General features: G+C 66.8%; 18 protein-coding genes. 6 read left to right on the plus strand and 12 right to left on the minus strand.

The genetic code is table 11. From position 1 onward, the window contains the following. Positions 1–478 precede the first annotated feature (478 nt). From rho to secA, 11 genes are all read right to left on the minus strand, one after another. Complete coding sequence (gene rho, locus E3C22_RS21975) at positions 479–1,738, minus strand: transcription termination factor Rho (protein WP_134764036.1); 1,260 nt, start codon at positions 1,736–1,738, stop codon at positions 479–481. Positions 1,739–2,139: 401 nt separating this feature from the next. After that, complete coding sequence (locus E3C22_RS21980) at positions 2,140–3,528, minus strand: GntP family permease (protein WP_134764037.1); 1,389 nt, start codon at positions 3,526–3,528, stop codon at positions 2,140–2,142. An 81-nt stretch (positions 3,529–3,609) separates the two neighbouring features. Continuing rightward, on the minus strand, positions 3,610–4,143 hold the full coding sequence (locus E3C22_RS21985) for a gluconokinase (protein WP_245515139.1): 534 nt from the start codon (positions 4,141–4,143) through the stop codon (positions 3,610–3,612). Positions 4,144–4,342: 199 nt separating this feature from the next. Further along, complete coding sequence (locus tag E3C22_RS21990; protein ID WP_134764038.1) at positions 4,343–4,858, minus strand: cytochrome b; 516 nt, start codon at positions 4,856–4,858, stop codon at positions 4,343–4,345. 149 nt (positions 4,859–5,007) lie between these two features. After that, entirely contained in the window at positions 5,008–5,439 is a 432-nt protein-coding gene (locus E3C22_RS21995) for an EamA family transporter (protein ID WP_134764039.1), read from the minus strand. A gap of 281 nt (positions 5,440–5,720) precedes the next feature. Continuing rightward, the gene (locus E3C22_RS22000; protein WP_134764040.1) at positions 5,721–6,113 is read right to left on the minus strand and encodes a PepSY domain-containing protein; all 393 of its coding nucleotides are present in this window, start codon (positions 6,111–6,113) and stop codon (positions 5,721–5,723) included. A gap of 226 nt (positions 6,114–6,339) precedes the next feature. Beyond that, positions 6,340–7,140, minus strand: coding sequence for a COG4705 family protein (locus tag E3C22_RS22005; RefSeq protein WP_134764041.1), 801 nt, complete (start codon positions 7,138–7,140; stop codon positions 6,340–6,342). A 150-nt stretch (positions 7,141–7,290) separates the two neighbouring features. Next, entirely contained in the window at positions 7,291–8,694 is a 1,404-nt protein-coding gene (locus E3C22_RS22010; RefSeq protein ID WP_134764042.1) for a sensor histidine kinase, read from the minus strand. Then, positions 8,695–9,372 carry a winged helix-turn-helix domain-containing protein gene (locus E3C22_RS22015; protein ID WP_134764043.1) on the minus strand — a complete coding sequence of 226 codons (678 nt, stop codon included), beginning with the start codon at positions 9,370–9,372 and terminating at the stop codon, positions 8,695–8,697. It abuts the gene before it with no gap. Next, positions 9,369–9,974: a tyrosine-protein phosphatase gene (locus tag E3C22_RS22020; protein WP_167591868.1), complete on the minus strand. Its 606-nt coding sequence runs from the start codon at positions 9,972–9,974 to the stop codon at positions 9,369–9,371. Before E3C22_RS22020 ends, E3C22_RS22015 begins: the two co-directional genes overlap by 4 nt. Positions 9,975–10,114: 140 nt before the next feature. Beyond that, positions 10,115–12,835, minus strand: coding sequence for a preprotein translocase subunit SecA (gene secA, locus E3C22_RS22025; RefSeq protein ID WP_134764045.1), 2,721 nt, complete (start codon positions 12,833–12,835; stop codon positions 10,115–10,117). A gap of 282 nt (positions 12,836–13,117) precedes the next feature. On the opposite strand from secA, the gene E3C22_RS22030 reads away from it, so the two are divergent. From E3C22_RS22030 to E3C22_RS22055, 6 genes are all read left to right on the plus strand, one after another. After that, positions 13,118–14,002, plus strand: a complete 885-nt coding sequence (locus tag E3C22_RS22030; RefSeq protein ID WP_134764046.1) for a peptidylprolyl isomerase — start codon at positions 13,118–13,120, stop codon at positions 14,000–14,002. Between the two features lie 73 nt (positions 14,003–14,075). Then, entirely contained in the window at positions 14,076–15,317 is a 1,242-nt protein-coding gene (gene argJ, locus E3C22_RS22035; protein WP_134764047.1) for a bifunctional glutamate N-acetyltransferase/amino-acid acetyltransferase ArgJ, read from the plus strand. Continuing rightward, on the plus strand, positions 15,298–16,086 hold the full coding sequence (locus tag E3C22_RS22040; protein ID WP_245515140.1) for a GNAT family N-acetyltransferase: 789 nt from the start codon (positions 15,298–15,300) through the stop codon (positions 16,084–16,086). The genes argJ and E3C22_RS22040 overlap by 20 nt, the downstream gene beginning before the upstream one ends. Next, positions 16,083–16,511: a (deoxy)nucleoside triphosphate pyrophosphohydrolase gene (locus tag E3C22_RS22045; RefSeq protein ID WP_134764049.1), complete on the plus strand. Its 429-nt coding sequence runs from the start codon at positions 16,083–16,085 to the stop codon at positions 16,509–16,511. The genes E3C22_RS22040 and E3C22_RS22045 overlap by 4 nt, the downstream gene beginning before the upstream one ends. Before the next feature lie 182 nt (positions 16,512–16,693). After that, entirely contained in the window at positions 16,694–17,017 is a 324-nt protein-coding gene (locus tag E3C22_RS22050) for a hypothetical protein (RefSeq protein ID WP_134764050.1), read from the plus strand. Next, positions 17,017–17,220 carry a Flp family type IVb pilin gene (locus E3C22_RS22055; protein WP_134764051.1) on the plus strand — a complete coding sequence of 68 codons (204 nt, stop codon included), beginning with the start codon at positions 17,017–17,019 and terminating at the stop codon, positions 17,218–17,220. Before E3C22_RS22050 ends, E3C22_RS22055 begins: the two co-directional genes overlap by 1 nt. Before the next feature lie 45 nt (positions 17,221–17,265). On the opposite strand, the gene E3C22_RS22060 is transcribed toward E3C22_RS22055, so the two are convergent. Then, on the minus strand, positions 17,266–18,165 hold the full coding sequence (locus E3C22_RS22060; protein ID WP_134764052.1) for a methyltransferase domain-containing protein: 900 nt from the start codon (positions 18,163–18,165) through the stop codon (positions 17,266–17,268). Between the last annotated feature and the right edge of the window lie 6 nt (positions 18,166–18,171).

Here is an 18,171-nt window from a genome sequence, read left to right on the forward strand (position 1 = left end):
GAGTGCGTCTCCCTTGGCGTTCGTCGAGCGATGGTCCGGCAGACAGCGTGCAGAGATCGTGTCGCCACGACGAGAGGTTCCCGTCTTGGTCGATCATTCCCTCGCCCTTCGAGGCTCGCTTCGCTCGCACCTCAGGATGAGGGAATGAGGGTATCGGCGAAGTCTGCCTTCTAAGAAAGAAAGAAGCCGAACTTCCGTCAGGCCTCACGCCCAAGCGACTGGCGCAGCCATGGCACGCCGCATCCGAGTGGCAACGCAGGCCAGCCCCCTCATCCTGAGGTGCGACCCTGAGCTTGTCGAAGGGTCGCCTCGAAGGGCGAGGGCCCACAACGACGTCGGCCGCTCTGAAATTCATGATCACAATGGCAGTCGACGACATCGAAACGCACTGCAAGGCGGCGGTAAAGCCAACTCAAATGTCGTCGCCGCGGCGAGCATCACCCTGTGAGACGATGCTCCCCAGCGGCCCCGCCAAACCTTACGTATTCATCGAATCGAAGAAGTCGGCGTTGGTCTTGGTCTGCTTGAGCTTGTCGTTGAGGAACTCGATGGCGTCGGTCGTGCCCATCGGCGAGAGGATCCGGCGCAGCACGAAGATCTTCTGCAGCTCCTGGCGCGGGACGAGGAGGTCCTCCTTGCGGGTGCCGGACTTGAGGATGTCCATCGCCGGATAGGTGCGCTTGTCGGCGACCTTGCGGTCGAGCACGATCTCGGAGTTGCCGGTGCCCTTGAACTCCTCGAAGATCACTTCGTCCATGCGCGAGCCGGTGTCGATCAGCGCCGTCGCGATGATGGTCAGCGAGCCGCCTTCCTCGATGTTGCGGGCGGCGCCGAAGAAGCGCTTGGGGCGCTGCAGGGCGTTGGCGTCGACACCGCCGGTCAGCACCTTGCCCGAAGAGGGAACGGTGGTGTTGTAGGCCCGGCCGAGGCGGGTGATGGAATCGAGCAGGATGACGACGTCACGGCCGTGCTCGACGAGGCGCTTGGCCTTCTCGATCACCATTTCGGCGACCTGAACGTGGCGGCTCGCCGGCTCGTCGAAGGTCGAGGAGACAACCTCGCCGCGCACCGAGCGCTGCATGTCGGTGACTTCCTCCGGCCGCTCGTCGATCAAGAGCACGATGAGGTAGCACTCGGGATGGTTGGCGGTGATCGAATGGGCGATGTTCTGCAGGAGCACCGTCTTGCCGGTGCGCGGCGGCGCGACGATCAGCGCGCGCTGGCCCTTGCCGAGCGGCGCGACGAGATCGATGACGCGGGCCGACAGATCCTTCTTCGAGGTCGGATCCTCGAGCTCCATGCGGAAGCGCTCGTTGGGATAGAGCGGCGTCAGATTGTCGAAGTGGCTCTTGTAGCGGATCTTCTCGGGATCGTCGAAATTGATCGTGTTGACCTTGAGGAGGGCGAAGTAACGCTCGCCTTCCTTGGGTGAACGGATCGGGCCCTCGACGGTGTCGCCGGTCTTCAGCTGGAATTTGCGGATCTGCGAGGGCGAGACGTAGATGTCGTCGGGGCCGGGCAGATAGTTGGCTTCCGGCGAGCGCAGGAAGGCGAAGCCGTCCTGGAGGATCTCGACGACGCCCTCGCCGATGATCTCGACTTCCTGGGACGCCAACTGTTTCAAAATGGCGAAAAGCAGCTCCTGCTTGCGCAGGACGGAGGCATTCTCGACACCGTTCTCCTCGGCGAATGCGATGAGTTCCGGTGCGCTCTTGTTCTTCAGATCCTGAAGTTTCATTAGGGGGACTGATGCTCTTTGACTGTCGGTCCGATCCGGTATCGTGGTCGGGCGGACGAGGCGGGTGGGAAGAGAAAAACGCTGAAGCCGAACGCGAAAGGTTCGGCGCATGGTGCGTGTCGGTCGTGAAACCGGCCCGGCCTTGGGAAGGCGGGAACTTTCCGGCAGATATAGCGACGCCGAACGGGCCGCGCAAGAGGCATGGCAGCCCGGTGGCGGCAATTTTCACAACTTCAGGAGGTTTTCTTGAAAAGCGTCGGCGAACCGCCTGCCTCAAGATTGGCGGTGCGGCCGGGCCGATTCTGAGATTCGATCACTGAGAGCGTCCCTCATGCGTCCATTCGGACGCACGGTGCTTCCAAGAAGCCGCCGCCCCGGGCGTGCCGGGACGGCGGCGGGTCTCAGCCGCCGGTGGCGATGAAGATGAGGCAGGCGAGGCCGAAGCCGATGACGCCGATCAGCGTTTCCATCACCGTCCAGGTCTTCAGCGTGGTCTTGACGTCCATGTCCATGAAGCGCCCGACCAGCCAGAAGCCGGAATCGTTGACGTGGCTGAGGGCCAGCGAGCCCGAGGCGAGCGCCACGACGATGGCGGCGAGGGGAAAACCGCTGATTCCCTCGGAGGCGATCGCCGGCTGGATCAGCCCGGCCGAGGTGATCAGAGCGACGGTCGCCGACCCTTGCGCGACGCGCAGGGCGAGAGCGATCACGAAGCCCGAGACGATCAGCGGCAGGCCGACATCCGACAGAGTGGAGGCCAGGGCGTCGCCGATGCCGGTCGCCTTGAGGACGCCGCCGAACATGCCGCCGGCACCGGTGATCAGGATGATGGCGCAGACCGGCGCGAGGGAGGAATCGAGCAGGCTCTCGACCCGCAGCTTGTCGAGACCGCGGCGAATGCCGAGGACGTAGCTCGCGACGAGGACGGCGATGAGGAGGGCGATCGGCGTCGCGCAGATGGCCCTGAGGAACTTGAACCAGCCGGCGTCGCCATTGACCATGCCGGCGGCCCGGGCGGCGTCGAGACCGGTATTGACGAAGATGATCGCTAGCGGCAGCAGCAGGAGCAGGATCACCGTCGAGGGCTTCGGCGGCTCGGCCATGTCCTCCTCCCGCTCGCCGCCGGAGAGGAAGTCCGGCACCTTCAGGACGAATTTCGACCCCGACCAGACGCCGTAGAGATAGCCGGCGAGGAACCAGGTCGGGATCGCGACGATCAGGCCGACGATGGTGAGGATGCCGATGTCGGCGCCGAGCAGTTCGGCGCTGGCGACGGGGCCGGGATGCGGCGGCACGAAGGCGTGCATGCAGGAGAACGCGCCGGCGACCGGCAGGCCGTAGCGCAGGACGCCGCCGCCGAGGCGCCGCGCCACCGAGAAGACGATCGGCAGCATGACGACGAGGCCGGCGTCGAAGAAGATCGGAAAGCCGAAGATCAGCGCGGCGACGCCGAGGGCAAGCGGTGCACGCTCCTCGCCGAACTTCGCGATCAGCGCATCGGAGAGTGTCTGGGCGCCGCCCGAAACCTCGACGAGGCGGCCGAGCATCGCGCCAAAGCCGACGAGCAGCGCGACGCTCGCCAGCGTCGAGCCGAACCCCTTGGTCAGGACATCGAGCACGTCGCCCGAGGGCAGGCCGGCGACGAAGGCGGTCGCCAGGCTGACGAGCACCAGCGCGATGAAGGCATGGACCCGGAACTGGATGATGAGGACGAGGAGGAGCACGATGGCTCCCGCGGCGATCGCAAGGAGCGAGCCGGCTCCGAGCGTTTGATGAAATCCCTCCGGCACGCGGCACACTCCATTTGGTTGGGATCGACGACTGCGGAGATCGCTGCCACCGATCGGCCGGCGGCGGCGATCAGGGTGGGGTCAGGGGCGAAGGCCGAGCTGGCCGAGAATGCCGCGCACCACCTCCTCCGGCGTTGCATCGACGGAGACGGTGACGCCGTCCTCGTCGCTTGCCAGCGGCTGCAGGTCGGAAAATTGCGACTGCAGCAGCGATTTCGGCATGAAATGGCCCCGTCGGTGCTCGAGTCGGCTGGCGACGAGCTCGGGGTCGGCCTTCAGCGCGACGAAGCGGACGCGCGCGCCCGCCTGACGCAGGATATCGCGATAACTCCGCTTCAGCGCCGAACAGGTGAGGACGGTCGAGACGCCGCTTTCCGCCTCGCGGGAAATCCAGTCGCGGATCGCGGCAAGCCAGGGCGCACGATCGTCGTCGTTCAGCGCGACGCCGCTGGTCATCTTGTCGATATTGGCTTTCGGATGGAACTCGTCGGCTTCGGCGAAGGGCCAGCCGAGACGCGCTGCGATCAGCTCCGCCGTCGTCGACTTGCCGACGCCGGAAGGACCCATGATGATCAGGGCCGTCGGTCTTGCGGCGTCGTCCATCGGCATCTCCATCCCCTGCCTCGCCGGCTTCGCGCCGATCGAATCGGGAGATGAATATAAGGGCAGGATGCTGAATGGAAATGCAGTTACAGATGGAATGTCGAAGACATTGCAGCCGGATGACCAAACTGGAGCAAGTTCATCGGCTTGTCACAACGGGCTGCAGGCGCCGTGCGGCTGTTGCCGTGACGGCGCCTGTGTGAGGGCGGCGTCAGGCCGATTGCCGCAGACCCGGGAGCATGCGCTTCAGTGCCGGCGAGCGGAACCAGAAATGCTGGGCGAGCGCGCCGACGATGTGCAGGCCGATCAGGGCGAGCAGCGGGTTCCAGAGGAAGGCGTGGTAGCCGGCGAGGTCGTCATTGCCGGTGAACCAGGCGGCAAGGCCGAGGACCGGCATGACCAGCAGCACTGTGTAGAGCAGGAAATGCGTGACCCGCGCCAGGAGGCTTGCCCATTTCGGCTCCTGCGCGTCATGGGGCGGCCGGCCGTGGGTGTAGCGATCGATCAGGCGCAGCGCCGCCGCGACGAGGACCAGCGTGCCGAGGACGATATGGCCGTAGCCGAGGACGGCCGTCGTCGTCCCGATGCTGCCGCCTTCGAGGGTCGCGTCCCAGAAATCGGCCATATACTCGCCCTCGATCCACTGGCAGAGGACGAGAACGACGATCGTCCAGTGCAGGAAGACATTGAGCCTGCTCCAGGCGGCAGGGCGCGGGGTGTTCGACATCGAGGGCTCCGGCGGCGTTTCACGGTCGCCGCCTTTCTGCGCCCCGGCCCATGCCGCGCCATTGCTGCGACTATACGGTTGCGTAAGCCCGATGCGGAGATCCGATGAGCTGAAGCGTCCTTCGCGCGTCCAACGGAACGCGCGGCGCTCTAAAGGCTGACCAGCCAGGCGCCGAGCGCGATGAGGGCGATGCCGAGCCAGTTCGCCGGCGCCAGCTTCTCGCCCAGGAAGGCGACGCCGAAGACGGCGACGAGAACCACCGACAGCTTGTCGATCGGCGCGACCCTGGCGGCGTCGCCGAGTTTCAGGGCGCGGAAGTAGCACAGCCACGAGGCGCCGGTCGCAAGGCCGGACAGCGCGAGGAAGACCAGCGAGCGGGCCGGCAGCGAGGCCGGCGAGCGCCACTGCCTGGTCAGCGCGACGATGACGGCGAGCAATGCCACGACGACGAGGGTGCGCAGAAGCGTCGCGAGGTCGGAGGGAACGTCCGACACGCCGACCTTGGCGAGGATCGCCGTCAATGCGGCGAAGGCGGCGGCAAGCAGCGCCCAGAACTGCCAGCTGGCGATCAAGCCTGTCATGTCGTTCCTGTTTTCCCGGTCGATGGGAGCGATGCGGATTCACTATCGCAAAGATCGCCGGCGCGCAGCCTTCCCGACCAAGAGCGCCAATGGCGGGCTTCGTGCGACGCGTGTTCGATCCGACGCGCCGAGAACGCTCCGAAAGCTCGAACCCGCACCTCAGCCGGCCCGGAAATCGATGCCGATTTCCGGGCCGGTGCTGCCGCCGACAGACGGGCTTTTCCTGTCGGCAGAGACGTCTTCCCGCGAAACGACGCGAAGCCGGCGAGGCAAGCGAGAGGTCAGTCGGCGTCGTCGCCCTCTTCGGAGTCGTCTGCCGTCTTGTCCATTTTGTCCTTGGACTCGTCCGAGGCGTTCTGGTCGATCTTGCCCGACTGGGTGTCGACCATCACGGTCTTCACCGATCCGTCGGCCTGGCTGAGCTCGATCTCCCAGGCATTGTCGCCCTTCTCGTCGGAGATCGCTGCGTCGAACGCCTTGCCGCCCACCGTCTGCTCGGCCTTGGCGACGGCGTCGGCGAGGGTGATTTTCGCCGCCGTGACCTTCTGCATTTCGGCCTGGTCGGTTTCGCCTCGATTGGTCTCCGCGGCGAGCGCGGAACCGCCGGCGGCAAGGGCGGCGAGGGCGCCGAGGGTTGCGATCGTCAGACGGGATGTATGGGTCCTGGTCTTCATCTTCGAGCTTCCTTGTTGAGAGCCACCGGTTTCGGGCTCGGGTGAAAGATGGAGGCTGAAGATGACCGCCAAAGCTCCGGTACTATACGGATGATCATAGGGGGCAAGCTGCGGAGATGACGATGCAAACCGCCATCCGCGTGAATGCGCGGACGGCGGTCGGGCAGGTGGGGCGTGGCGGTCGGACGAGCGCTGCCGGCGGCTTCGACCCGTCCGGCGCGGCCGCTCAGTTCGCGCTTGCGGCTGTCTCAATCCTGTCCTTCTTCGTCACCGACAGATACGCCACCATGGCGGCGATCACGGCAAGGAAGGCGACGCTCGTTCCGGTCGTCCCGAGACCGAGCCCGCCATTGTTCGTCGGCTGCGAGAGGAGGTCGCCGATCGATGCGCCGAAGGGGCGGGTGAGGATGTAGGCGATCCAGAAGGTGAGCACCGCGTCGGCACCGGCCTTGTAGGCCGCGTAGACGGCGGCGATGAACGTTCCGAACATCAGGGCCGAGATCAGATAGCCGAGGCCGAACTGTTCGGAGACGAGGTCGCCCGCCGCGGTGCCCAGAGCGAAGGTGAAAAGGATCGCCGCCCAGTAGAAGAGCTCGCGCCGGCGCGTGGTGATCGAATGGATCGAGAGCGTCCGCTCGTTGGCGTACCAGGCGACGAAGGTGACGGCGAGGGCGGCCGCAAAGACGATCGTCGTCGTCAGAAGGCTGATGCCGAGGTCGTCGGCCATGTAGTCGGAGACGAGGGTACCGACGACCGAGACGAAGACGACGACCAGCCAGTAGCTGACCGGGACATATTCGCGCAGCCGCAGCTGAAACGCCAGAAAGGCGGCCAGAAGAAGCGCCATGATCGCCGACGTCGCGACGAGGCCGAAGCCGAGATTGAAGATCAGGAAGTCTGCCGCCGTCTCGCCGACGGTCGTCGCCATGATCTTGATCACCCAGAAGGCGAGGGTGATCTGCGGCACCTTGTTGAGCAGCTCTTCGGACAGAGCCGATCGTTCCGAGGTCGATTGCGTGAGGGTCATCTGACTGATCCGGTTGATTGCGGGGGCATGACGCAGGCGAGCGCCGCCGGCCGAGGTCGCGCGGGCATGCGCCGGCTTGCACGGACAGTCGTAGGAACGGGGTGTTGAGGGCGTCTGTCGCCGGCTATACGCTTCGGTAAGTTGCAGCCGTCACGGCCGATGATCGGCGATCGGCAGGGCGACGCGAACCTTGAGGCCCGGCTCGTTGTCGAGGGCGCAAGCGGTGCCGCCGTGGAGCTCGGCAATGGCGGCGACGAGGGCGAGGCCGAGGCCGTTGCCGGGGGTCGTGCGGCTCTGGTCGCGGCGGTAGAGCCGGCGGAAGATCTTTTCCCGTTCGGCTTCCGGCACACCCGGACCGTCGTCGCCGACGTCGAGGAAAGCGAGCGGCCCGTCGCGGCGCAGGGTGATCTCGATCCGCCCCGGCGCCGGCACGTGGTTGATGGCGTTCTCGATCAGATTGGCGAGGAGCTGGGTCAGAAGCTCCTCGTCGCCCTCGACGGTCAGCGGCTCAAGCCGTTCGGCGACGAGACGGTGGCCGGCATCCTCGGCGACGCCGGCATAGATCTCGGCGGTCTTCTCGACGATCGCCGCGAGATCGATCTGGCAAAAGCGCGAGCGCCGCGTGCCGGCCTCGATCTGGGCGATCCGCAGAAGCGCGTGGAAGGTCTCGATCGCCGCGTCGCTCTCGTCGATCGCCGCATCGAGCCCGGCCTCGTATTCGGCCAGCGATCGCGGCCTGCGGCGCAGGGCGTCGAGCCGCTGCCTGAGGCGGGCGAGCGGCGTCCTCAGATCGTGGGCAATGTCGGTCGAGACCTGCCGCAGGCTCTCGACCAGCGTCTCGATGCGGGTCAGCATGGCATTGATGTCGGCCGCCAGCCGGTCGAGCTCGTCGCCCCGCCGCGAGACCGGCAGGCGCAGATCGAACCGGCCTTCGACGATCTGCCGGGTGGTGAGGGCGATCTCGTCGACCCGGCGCGTCGGCCCGCGGGAGATCAGGAAGCCGCCGACCAGCGCCAGGATCGCCAGTGCCAGGACGCCGATCCACATGGCCGAGAGGATGATCTCCTGGGTCTCGTCGAGAATGTGCGAATTGCGCCCGAGCATCACCCGATAGGGGCCGACCGTCTCGCCGAGGGCGAGGAAGATCACCTCGTGGTCCTCGTTGTCGGCGGCGGCGGCGCGCAGATCCGGCGCCGCATCGGTCGTCTCGTGCGGCAGCTTGCGCTGCTGCCAGCCGGACTGCCAGAGCGTTGCCGGGACATTGCCGGCGTGCCGCCCGCCCGCCTGGTCGAGGACGAGGACGAAGCGGTCCTCGGAGGCCGATTCGGCGAGTTCGGACATGGTTTCGTCCAGACCCTCCTCTCCTCCCTTGTCGAGGGTCTGGCGGAGCTCTCCCATATCGGCCTTTATCGAGGATCTGAGGGCATCCGCCATTTCGGCCGAGGCGATGACGTAGATCGTCCCCAGGATGGCGAGAACGGAAAACACGAAGAAGCCGGTGTAGATCAGCGCCACCCGGAAGGAGATCGACCGGAATTCCTCTGGCCAGATCATTCAGGCCGGCGCGTTCAGAACGTAGCCCGCGCCACGGATGGTGCGGATCATCTCGGCGGAAAACGGCCGGTCGACCTTGGCCCGCAGCCGGCTGACATGGGTCTCGACGACGTTGGTCTTCGGGTCGAAATGAAAGTCCCACACCCGCTCGAGCAGCATCGTGCGGGTCAGCACCCGGCCGCGATTGCGCATCATGTATTCGAGCAGGCGGAACTCGCGCGGCTGCAGCTCGATCTCCCGACCCTCCCGCCGCACCGTCCGGGCGATCAGGTTCATCTCCAGATCGCCGACCTTCAGGACGGTTTCCTCGCGGCGCAGCGGCGAGCGCCTGGCGAGGGCGTTGAGCCGCGCCATCAGTTCGGAAAAGGCGAAAGGCTTGACCAGATAGTCGTCGGCGCCCGCCTCGAGGCCTTCTACTCGGTCGTCGAGACCGGAGACGGCGGTGAGGAAGATGACCGGCGTATCGCGGCCGGACGAGCGCAGCGCCCGGATGATCGACAGCCCGTCGAGGCCGGGCAGCATGCGGTCGGCGACGACGACGTCGTAGTCGCGGGTGCAGGCGAGTTCGAGCCCCGTCGGTCCGAAGGCGGCGTGGTCGGGGTCGTGACCTTCCTCCTTCAGCCCGCCGACGATGTAGTCGGCGGTCGAGACATCGTCCTCGATGACGAGCACCTTCATTGCCGGCCGTTTTCTCCCGCGACACTCTCGAGACTCTCGCGCGACGCGTTCTCCTGATCGACGAAACGCGCGAAGGCCCGATCCATAGCGCCGGTTCGGCTCGTCAGCCAGGGAAAATGACCATAGGCAAAGGAAAGCTGGCCGCTCGCGGCCTCGGCGGGGCGCCCGGCAAGGGCATATTCGTAGATCGCGCTGGCGAGCCCCGAGCGGTCGGCGCCGCCCTTGCAGTGGATCAGCAGCGGCTTCGGCGCGTCGCGGATGGCGGCCTCGATCTCCCGCATCTTCGCCATCGAGGGCTCGCGGTTGGCCGAGATGCCGATGGAGGTGCTGATCACCCCGTGCTCGGCAGCGACGGCCTCTTCGCCGCGATACCATTCCTCGTCCGGATGGGCGCCCCGCAGGTTGAGGATCGAGCGGATGCCGTTCGCCTCGATCAGCTGCCGGAGCTGGCCCGGAGCGAGCTGGCCGGAGCGGTAGACGACGCCCGGCTCGACGGCGTGGATATTGCCGGTATAGGCGAGATAGCCCGCATAGGCTCCGGCCGGGGTGATCAGGAGCCCGGCGGCGAAGAGGGCATTGCGAAGAAATTTGGGAATGTGCATCGGCGTGTCCGGGGAAGTGATCCCCGGAACTACCGCCCCATGCATGCCGGCCGATTTCGGCTTCTATACGGATCCGTAATGTCGCCGGATGCAAGGCTCGAGCACTTCTCGCCTGCGCCGGAGCCCTGATGCGAGCGTCTTCAGACGAAGGCGCCGTGGCAGTGCTTGAACTTCTTGCCCGAGCCGCAGGGGCAGGGCTCGTTGCGCCCGACCCGGCCCCAGGTTTCCGGCGCGTTCGGATCGAGCGCCGACCGCTCGCCCGGATCGCCCATCGCGCTTGTCGGGAAATAGCCCGCGCCCATCTCGTCATAGCCGGTGTCGGGATCGAGGTGGTGACCCTCGACCTCCGGCGGCTCCGGCATGTCCTGGGCTTCGGGCTGCACCAGCTCGACGCGCATCAGCTGTCGGGTGGTGCGCTCGCGCAGATTGCCGAGCATCGCCTGGAAGAGCTCGAAGGCCTCCGACTTGTACTCGTTCAGCGGGTCGCGCTGGGCATAGCCGCGGAAGCCGATCACCGAGCGCAGATGATCGAGATTGACGAGATGCTCGCGCCACAGGGCGTCGAGGGTCTGCAGCACGATCGAGCGCTGGACGTAGGTCATTACGTCGGGACCGAAGCGCTCTGCCTTTTCCTTCGCCGACGCTTCGGCGGCGGCGATGATGCGCTCGCGCACGTCGCCGTCGTCGATGCCCTCCTCGGCCGCCCATTCGGTGATCGGCAGGTCGAGATTGAGCACCTCCTCGACCTCGGCCTTCAGCTCCTCGGTCGACCACTGCTCGGGATAGGCCTTCTCCGGAATGTGCCGGGCGACCAGGGCCTCCACCGTCTCCTCGCGCATGTCGGCGACGGTCTCGTCGAGCTCGCCCGCCTCCATCAGCTCGATGCGCTGCTCGAAGATGACGCGACGCTGGTCGTTCATCACGTCGTCGTATTTCAGAAGATTCTTGCGGATGTCGAAGTTGCGGGCCTCGACCTTCTTCTGGGCCTTTTCCAGCGCCTTGTTGATCCACGGATGGACGATCGCCTCGTCCTCCTTCAGACCGAGACGGGTCAGCATGGAATCCATGCGCTCCGAGCCGAAGATCCGCATCAGGTCGTCCTGAAGCGACAGGTAGAACTTCGAGCGGCCGGGATCGCCCTGGCGGCCGGAGCGGCCGCGCAGCTGGTTGTCGATGCGCCGCGACTCGTGGCGCTCGGTGGCCAGAACGTAGAGGCCGCCGGCTTCCAGCGCGATGGCCTTCAGGCGCTTGATGTCGGCGCGGATCGCCTCTTCCTTGGCCTCGCGCTCGGGGCCTTCCGGCATCTCGCCGAGTTCCCGCCCGATCCGCATGTCGGCATTGCCGCCGAGCTGGATGTCGGTGCCGCGGCCCGCCATGTTGGTGGCGACGGTGACCGCGCCGGGCACGCCGGCCTGGGAGACGATATAGGCTTCCTGCTCGTGATAGCGGGCGTTCAGCACCTGGAAGTTCTTGATGCCTTCCCGGCGCATCATGTCGGCCAGCAGCTCAGACTTCTCGATCGAGGTCGTGCCGACGAGGATCGGCTGGCCGCGCTCCGCCGCGTCCTTGATCTCGCGGACGATCGCCCGGAACTTCTCCTCGAAGGTCCGGTAGACCTCGTCGTCCTCGTCGAGGCGCTGGATCGGCAGGTTGGTCGGGATCTCGATGACGTCGAGGCCGTAGATGTCGCCGAACTCGGCGGCTTCCGTCTGCGCCGTGCCGGTCATGCCGGCGAGCTTCTTGTACATGCGGAAGTAGTTCTGGAAGGTGATCGAGGCGAAGGTCTGGTTTTCCGGCTGGACGGTGACGCCCTCCTTGGCCTCCAGCGCCTGGTGCAGACCCTCCGAATAGCGCCGACCCGGCATCATGCGGCCGGTGAACTCGTCGATGAGGACGATCTCGTCGCCGCGCACGATGTAGTCCTTGTCGCGCTGGAACAGCGTGTGGGCCTTCAGCGCGTTGTTGACGTGATGGACGATCGCGACGTTCTCGATGTCGTAGAGCGACGCGCCGACGAGGTGGCCGGCGGCCTCGAGCAGCCGCTCGAGCTTCTCGGTGCCGTCCTCGGTGAAGGTCACCGTGCGCTGCTTCTCGTCGATGTCGTAGTCTTCCGCCGAAAGCTGCGGAATGAAGCCGTCGATGGTCTTGTAGAGGTCGGAACGGTCGTCGAGCGGGCCGGAGATGATCAGCGGCGTGCGCGCCTCGTCGATCAGGATCGAATCGACCTCGTCGACGATGGCGTAGTGATGGCCGCGCTGGACCATCTGCTCGCGCTCATACTTCATGTTGTCGCGCAGATAGTCGAAGCCAAGCTCGTTGTTCGTCGCGTAGGTGACGTCGCAGTGATAGGCGGCGCGGCGCTGCTCGTCCGACAGGCCGTGGACGATGATGCCGGTGGTCAGGCCCAGGAAGCGGTAGACCCGGCCCATCCACTCGGCGTCGCGCGAGGCGAGATAGTCGTTGACGGTGACGACGTGGACGCCCTTGCCTTCGAGGGCGTTGAGATAGACCGCGAGGGTGGCGACGAGGGTCTTGCCCTCGCCGGTCTTCATCTCGGCGATGGCACCCTGGTTGAGCACCATGCCGCCGATCATCTGCACGTCGAAGTGCCGCATGCCGAGGACACGCTTGGCGGCCTCGCGGACGACGGCGAAAGCGGGGACGAGCAGGTCGTCGACCTTCTTGCCGCCGGCGAGTTCGGCCCGGAAGGTTTCCGTTTTGCCGCGCAGCTCCTCGTCGGAGAGCGCCGCCATCTCGTCTTCGAGACGGGCGATCGCCTCGATGCGGGACTGGAAGCGCTTGACGACGCGATCGTTCGCCGATCCCAGCAACTTCCGGGCAAGCCCGCCAAAACTGACCATGAAAGGGGTCCTTCCCACTAATTCTCTGCGAGGCGACGAGGTCGATCGAACGTCGGCTGCCGCCGCCGTTCCGGTCGATCGTGGCGTTGTCGGGAGCCTGCAATCTCAGCGGAAGGCGGCTGGACTTTCGGTTGGCGCGAGAGATAAGAGGGGGCAAATCCGATGTCAACGGCGGCAGGACGCCCCGTTGCGGGCGGCGGCCGAAGCGGCCCCGAAGGGAGCGGCATGCCGAACGTCGGTACCATCCGTTTCGTCAGAAGTCTTCTGGAAGGAATTCACTCGATGCCAAGAAACCTCAGCGTCCTGCTGGCGGCAGGCGCCTTCGTCGCCGTCGCCCATGGTGCCCTGGCCGCCGACGGCGACGTGATCGCCACCATCGGCAAGAACAAGGTGACCGAAGCCGAGCTGAAGGCCGCCGAAGCCGAGCTCGGTCCGCAGTTCCAGTCGATGCCGGAAGAGCGTCGCCGCTTCGCGGTCCTTTCGGCCCTCATCGACATCAAGGCCCTCGCCGCCGAGGCCGAGAAGGCCAAGCTGCAGGACGATCCGAAAGTGAAGGCGCAGCTCGAATTCGAGCGCGACCGCACCCTGCACAACGCCTATTTCGCCAAGAACGCCGTCAGCGGCGTCACCGATGCCGAGCTCAAGGCCCGCTACGACAAGGAAATCAAGGCGATGCCCCCCCGCAAGGAGGTGCATGCCCGGCATATCCTGGTGAAGACCAAGGAAGAGGCCGAGGCGGCCATCAAGGAGCTCGACGGCGGCGCCGACTTCGAGACCGTCGCCAAGGAGAAGTCCACCGGCCCTTCCGGCCCGGACGGTGGCGATCTCGGCTTCTTCGGCCCCGGTCAGATGGTCCCGGCTTTCGAAAAGGCCGCCTTCGCGCTGAAGCCCGGCGAATACACCAAGGAGCCGGTGCAGACGCAGTTCGGCTGGCACGTCATCCAGTCGGTGGAGACCCGCGACGCGCCGCCGCCGGAGTTCGACCAGGTCAAGGATCAGCTCCGCCAGCTCGTGCTGCGCGAGAAGTACATGGCGATGGTCGGCAAGGCGCGGCAGAGCCTCGGCATCGACTATGTCGACCCGAAGATGAAGGCGCAGGTGGAATCGATCGAGAAAGAGATCGAGAGCGGCACCCCGGCTGCCGCGACCGGCAAACCCGCCAACTGACGCAAAGCCTTGGCCGGTGAGGGCGCGGCGGGTCTTGCCGCCGGCCCTCAGGCCGCTTCGAGGAAGCCAAGCGATGCCCCATGCCGTTTCGCCGCTCGCGCCGACCAGCCTTGCCGAACTGCCCGAAATCGCGGGCCTTCGCATCGCCACCGCCGAGGCGGGCATCAAGTACAGGAACCGCACCGACCTGATGATGATGGTGTTCGACGCGGGGACGACCGTCGCCGGCGTCTTCACCCGGTCGAAATGCCCCTCGGCACCGGTGGATTTCTGCCGGGCCAACCTTGCCGGCGGCAAGGCGCGGGCGCTGGTCGTCAATTCCGGCAATGCCAATGCCTTCACCGGCCAGCGCGGCCGCGAGGCGACCGCAATGACCGCGGAGGTCGCGGCGAAGGCCGCGGCTTGCGCGCCGAGCGAGATCTTCCTCGCCTCGACCGGGGTGATCGGCGAGCCGCTCGATGCCGGCCGCTTCTCCCATCTCCTCGACGGCCTCGCCAAGGCTGCCGAAGGTGATCGCTGGCGCGCCGCCGCCGAGGCGATCATGACCACCGACACCTATCCGAAGGTCGCGACCCGGACGGTCGAGATCGCCGGCGTGGCGGTGACGATCAACGGCATCGCCAAGGGCGCCGGCATGATCGCGCCTGACATGGCGACGATGCTCTCCTTTCTTGCCACCGATGCGCCGATCGCCGCGACCGCCCTGCAGGCGATGCTGCGGCAGGCGGTCGAGCCGAGCTTCAACTCGGTCACCGTCGACAGCGACACCTCGACCTCCGACACGCTGCTGCTCTTTGCCACCGGCGCTGCCTCCGGGCGGGGCGCTCCGGCGATCGAAGATGCCGGCGACCCGCGGCTCGAGGGCTTCCGCGCGGCGCTCGGCGATCTCCTTCTCGACCTTGCCCGCCAGGTCGCCCGCGACGGCGAGGGCGCGCGCAAGGAGATCCAGGTAACGGTCGAGGGCGCGGCGAGCGACCAGGCGGCCAAGCGCATCGCCCTGTCGATCGCCAATTCGCCGCTGGTCAAGACCGCCGTCGCCGGCGAGGACGCCAATTGGGGCCGCGTCGTCATGGCCGTCGGCAAGGCCGGCGAGGAGGCCGACCGCGACCGGCTGGCGATCCATTTCGGCGAGATCCGCGTCGCCGTCGACGGCGAGCGCGACCCGGACTATTCGGAGGCCGCGGCCTCAGAGGTGATGCGCCGCGCCGAGATCCCGATCCGGGTCGAGCTCGGCCTCGGCACCGGCCGCTGGACGGTCTACAGCTGCGATCTCACCAAGGAGTATGTCGCGATCAATGGCGATTACCGAAGCTGAGAAGATGCGCCAGTTCGCCGTCGTCCGCCGGCTGGAAGCCGCCGGCTTCCGGGCCTGGCCGGCAACGACGACCGCCTTCGACGGGACCTGGGCCGTGCGGCTGACCCGGTCGTTTCCGGCCAAGCGGCTGAATTCGATCAATCCGCTCGATCCCTCCGACACCACCGACATTGCCGCAAGGCTGGCGCGGGCCCGCAAGACCTTCGCCGAGGCCGGGCGGACGGTGATCGTGCGCCAGTCGCCGCTCGCCCCGCCGGAACTCGTCGCCCATCTCGACGAGGAGGGCTGGGAGCGCTTCGGCGAATCGATCGTCATGACGGTCGAACTGGCGAAGCTCGACTTTTCCGGCTGCATCGACCGGATCCCGCTGCGTGATACCGCCCGCTATCTCGATGCGAGCCTCTCCGTCCACGGCCGCCCGGCATCGATGCGCTCCGGCCTCGGCGAGATCCTCTCTGCGATCCGGCCGCCCTGCGGCATGTTCGTGCGAGAGAGCGAGGCCGGCCGGCCGGTGGCGGTCGCCCTGGCGATCCAGGACAACGACCTTGCGGGCCTGCTCGACGTGGCGGTGGCGCCGGAATGCCAGCGCCAGGGCATCGGCCGCGAACTGGTGCTGACCGCCCTGCGCTATTCCCTGCACAAGGGGGCCAAGACCGGCTGGGTGCAGGTCGAGGCCGACAATGCGGCGGGCTTCGCCCTTTACGGCCGGCTCGGCTTTGCCGAGGCCTATCGCTACGTCTACCGGGCGCCGCCGGGAGAACGGCCGTGAGCGGCAGCGAGGCGAAGCGGCTTCTCCTCGTCGTCGCCTGCGCCCTGCTCGATGCCGATGGCCGGGTGCTGATCGCCCAGCGGCCGGAGGGCAAGTCGCTCGCCGGGCTCTGGGAGTTTCCGGGCGGCAAGGTCGAGCCGGGGGAATCGCCCGAGGCTGCGCTGATCCGCGAGCTTGCCGAGGAACTCGGCGTCGTGACCCAGCAAGCCTGCCTCGCTCCGCTGACCTTCGCCAGCCACGCCTATGACGATTTCCACCTTCTGATGCCGCTCTTCGTCTGCCGGAGATATGAGGGCTCGCCGGCATCGCGCGAGGGCCAGGCGCTGAAATGGGTGCGGGCCGGGGCGTTGCGGGACTATCCGATGCCGCCGGCCGACGCGCCGCTGATCGCCCATCTCGTCGATCTTCTCGGCCCGAGGAGCTGAATCCTCTGGGTTTCTCGCCGGAAGCCGGCCGGAATACTTCGGCACCCTGCCGAAATCGCTTCGCCGGACGTTACGGAATGAAAACCATCTCTTGCCTTCGTCTTAACCGATCGTTTGCCCCTTAAGCACTTGTTCAGGCTTTGCCGGCAGTGTCTCGAGACGCGGGATCTGGAGACGGCGAGATGAACGAGGGCGAGGGCCTGCGAGAGGCGGAAGTCTACGACGGCAGCCTGCCGGCACGCTTCAAGCCGGCACCCGGCGGCCTGCTTCTGCGCGGCACCGTTCTCGTTGCCGGCGCGCTCGTCGCTCTGGCGATGGTCATCGTCCCGCTCGTCGACCGCAGCGGCAGCACGCAGCTCGCCTCCGGCGGCCCGGATCTCGACATGATGTTCACCGGCTCGATCGACGCTCCCCGCCAGTATGTCATCCGCCGCAGCGTCCTGCAGGCGCCCGGCAGCCCGCCCTGCATCCTGTTTGCCGACGGCGCCAGCCGCGGAGGCTGCTGATGGGTGGTCCTCGCCTCTCAGCAGCGGGCCGGCAAAGTCGCCTGGGGCGCTTCGCCGGTTGCGAGAGCGGCGGTACGGCGATCGAATACACCCTCGTCTGTGCCTTCATGGCCGTCGCGCTGATCGCGGCACTCGAATTGCTGCACGATCCGCTGATCACTCTTCTCACCGACGTCGCGGGGATGATGCAGGTGCCGGGCTAAGGCCCGAGACAGGCTTCCCCCGATCCCTGCAAGCGGTTCCGCCGGTCAGGAGAGATCCTCCGACCGGTCCTTCAGCGCTGCCGCAAGGCTCGTCTTGCCACTGCCCGGCCTCAGCGGCTTCTGCTGGCTCTCATGCGGCGACCATCCCGACAGATAGATGACGTCGAAGCTCGCCCGGATGCGCCCGTCGGGATCGGCGAAGCGCTCGGCATAGATCTCCGCGGCCCGCAGGAAGAAGCGGCGGGTCGCCGGGCGGCGCGAGCGCTCGGTCAGGACATTGGCCGCTCCCATCGCCCGAAGGTCGCGGGCGAGCGCGAAGAGATTGTCGTAGCGCACGGTCAGCCGGTCGAAATCTGTGACGGGAAGCGCAAAGCCGCTGCGCTGGAGCAGCGCCCCCGCTTCGCGAATCTCGGTGAACGGGCCGACCCGCGGCGAGACGCCACCGAAGACCTCGCTTTCGGCGTGAAGCAGCGCCGTGCGCAACTCGTTCAGCGTCTCGCCGCCGAGAAAGGCGGCGAGGAACAGCCCGTCCGGCCGCAGCGCCCGGCGGAGCTGGGCGAGCATTCCCGGCACGTCGTTGACAAACTGCATCGACAGGGCCGAGACGACGAGATCGACGCTGTCGGGGGCGAGCGGCAGGAACTCCTCGTCCGCCACCACGGCGAGCGGCTCGTCCTTCAGGAGAAACGCCAGCCGCTCGATCCGGACGACCCGGTCGCAATGGCCGCCCGCCCGCATATACGCCGCCATCTCGCCGAAGAAGCCGCCAAGGTCCACCGCCACCTCGAAGCGCCGCTCGACGACGGCGAGGCGCTCGGAAAGCTCGGCGGCGACGGCCTTCATCAGGAAGCCGGCGCCCTCGTCCCGCTCGCCTTGAAGCCAGCGCCGGCGCTGGCGGTCGAGGAGGTCGCGGTCGAAGGGGGCGGGGGAGATTGGTTCGGACATCAGCTT

Source organism: Jiella endophytica (assembly GCF_004519335.1).
Classification (GTDB): domain Bacteria; phylum Pseudomonadota; class Alphaproteobacteria; order Rhizobiales; family Rhizobiaceae; genus Jiella; species Jiella endophytica.